At 66.6% G+C, this 299-nt stretch carries 2 pseudogenes; both read right to left on the minus strand.

Going from position 1 to position 299, the window contains the following annotated elements:
• A pseudogene (locus EN808_RS37530) lies at positions 1–95 on the minus strand (Rieske family ferredoxin); the annotation flags it as partial.
• Positions 96–165: 70 nt separating this feature from the next.
• A pseudogene (locus tag EN808_RS37535) lies at positions 166–299 on the minus strand (rhizopine-binding protein); the annotation flags it as partial.

Here is a 299-nt window from a genome sequence, read left to right on the forward strand (position 1 = left end):
CGGAAGATGGCATAGGTGCGGCCCGCATGGTCGAAGCGGCGGGCGCCTTCCTGTTCGATGTCGTCCAGGCCGCAGGCCTTGATCCAGCTGGACATTTTTTTCTCGTGAGTTCCGTGTGGTCTCCGGGACGGTTGGCGTGCCGTCCCGGAGGCTTCGGTCCTGGGATCAATTCTTGCTGAGGTAGTCGGCGGCGTTGGCCGGGGTGACCAGCTCGAACGGCACGTAGACGACGCGGTCGACCTTCTCGCCCTTGGCGAGCGCGAGCGCGGCATCGACACCGCCGCCGCCCTGCCCGTTGG

This window comes from Mesorhizobium sp. M8A.F.Ca.ET.165.01.1.1 (assembly GCF_004792065.1).
Lineage (GTDB): Bacteria > Pseudomonadota > Alphaproteobacteria > Rhizobiales > Rhizobiaceae > Mesorhizobium.